1 protein-coding gene is annotated in these 1475 nt (G+C 72.7%); it reads right to left on the bottom strand.

Annotated features, from left to right (window positions below; all coding sequences use genetic code 11):
- Nucleotides 1-1475 (bottom strand): condensation domain-containing protein (locus AC067J_RS44055; protein WP_478308519.1); only part of this gene is annotated, 1475 nt, incomplete at both ends.

The following is a 1475-nucleotide window of genomic DNA, read 5'->3' as shown; positions in this document are numbered from 1 at the left end:
AGCAGACGACCACGCTCGACCTCGCCCAACACCTCCACCGCACTCAGACGCAGCTGCGGACCACCGTCCAGCGCCACCTCCAACGCCGCCACCAACCCCTCGGCAGCCCTCCGCACCAACACACCGACCGCCACCGGGTCGACCGACGGCACAGCGTCCACGGCGAGCGACAGCCCGCGGTTCTCACCGTTGTCGTCGACCGCCACCGCGAGCGGGTAGTTGGTCCGCTCGCGGGAGAAGAGCAGCCGGATGCCGTCCGTCTCAGCGCGGTCCTCCGCCGCCTCGGCGGACGCCCGGTCGGCGTCCTGGCCGGTGTTGTGGCGGTAGTTGAAGAGCGCGGAGAACAGCGGGGTCCCGCCGGCGAGACCGCTGGCGTTCTGGGCGAGGGCCAGCGGGGCGTGCTCGTGCTCCAGCAGTTCCGCGAGCTGGTCGCGCATCGCGGACACCGCGTCCAGGACGCCGAGTTCGTCCGTGCGCACCCGCACCGGAAGCGTGTTGATGAGCGGCCCGGGGACGCGATCGGCACCCAGGCCGGCGTTCATCCGCCCGAAGAGGATGGTGCCGAAGACCACGTCGTCGCGGCCGCTGACCACCGCCAGGGCCCTGGCCCACGCCACGTGCAGGACGGTCGCGGCGCTGACGCCGAGCCGGCGGGCGACCTCGCGCAGCCGAGCCTCGGCGGAGGGGGTGAACGGTACGACCTCGCGCACCACGTCGGCACCGGCCCCGCGGACGTCCACCAGCCCGTACGGGGAGGTGGGTTCGGTGACGTCACCGAGCAGTTCGGCGAAGTAGCGCTCGTGGGAGGCCTCGTCCGCGGCGGCACCGCGGGCGTGGGCCACGAAGGTGCGGAAGGGAAGCGGCTCGGGCAGCTCGTCGCCCCGGTCGGTGAGGAAGGCCAGGACCTCACCGAGCAGCGTCTCCAGGGCGGTGTGGTCCTGCACCAGGTGGTGCACGCGCACCAGGCCCAGCCAGCGGCCGCTGTCGGGAAGGGCCGCCGCGTGGACGGTGAAGAGCGGTGCCCGGCCGAGGTCCATCGAGGAGCCGACGACAGCGACCAGCTCGCCCACCGGGTCGGCTTGCCGCGCGTCCAGCACCACCTCGTCGACCTGCAGGGCGGCCTTGCGCCACACCACCTGGACCGGCTGGCTCAGGCCCTCCCAGACGAAGGAGGTGCGGAAGATGTCATGTCGGTCGATCACGCTCTGCAGCGCGGCCGCGAACGCGTCCAGGCGCTCGCGCGAACCGAACTCCAGGACGGACGGGAGCACATAGGCGTCGTCGCCGCCCTCGGCGAGGAGGTGGTGGAAGAGCAGGCCCTCCTGGAGCGGGGCGAGCGGGTAGACGTCCGCGACGTTAGCCGCGCCGCCGTCCACCGTCGCGACGACCCGCTCGACCTCCTCCGCCGTCAGCTCGACCAGCGGCAGCATCTCCGGAGTGATCACGACGGCGTCGGCCGGAATCAGGTTCGCCGG

The organism is Kitasatospora sp. NPDC042419, from assembly GCF_056437345.1.
The sequence above is the reverse complement of the archived record's forward strand: the minus strand, read 5'-3'. Positions and strand labels throughout refer to the sequence as shown.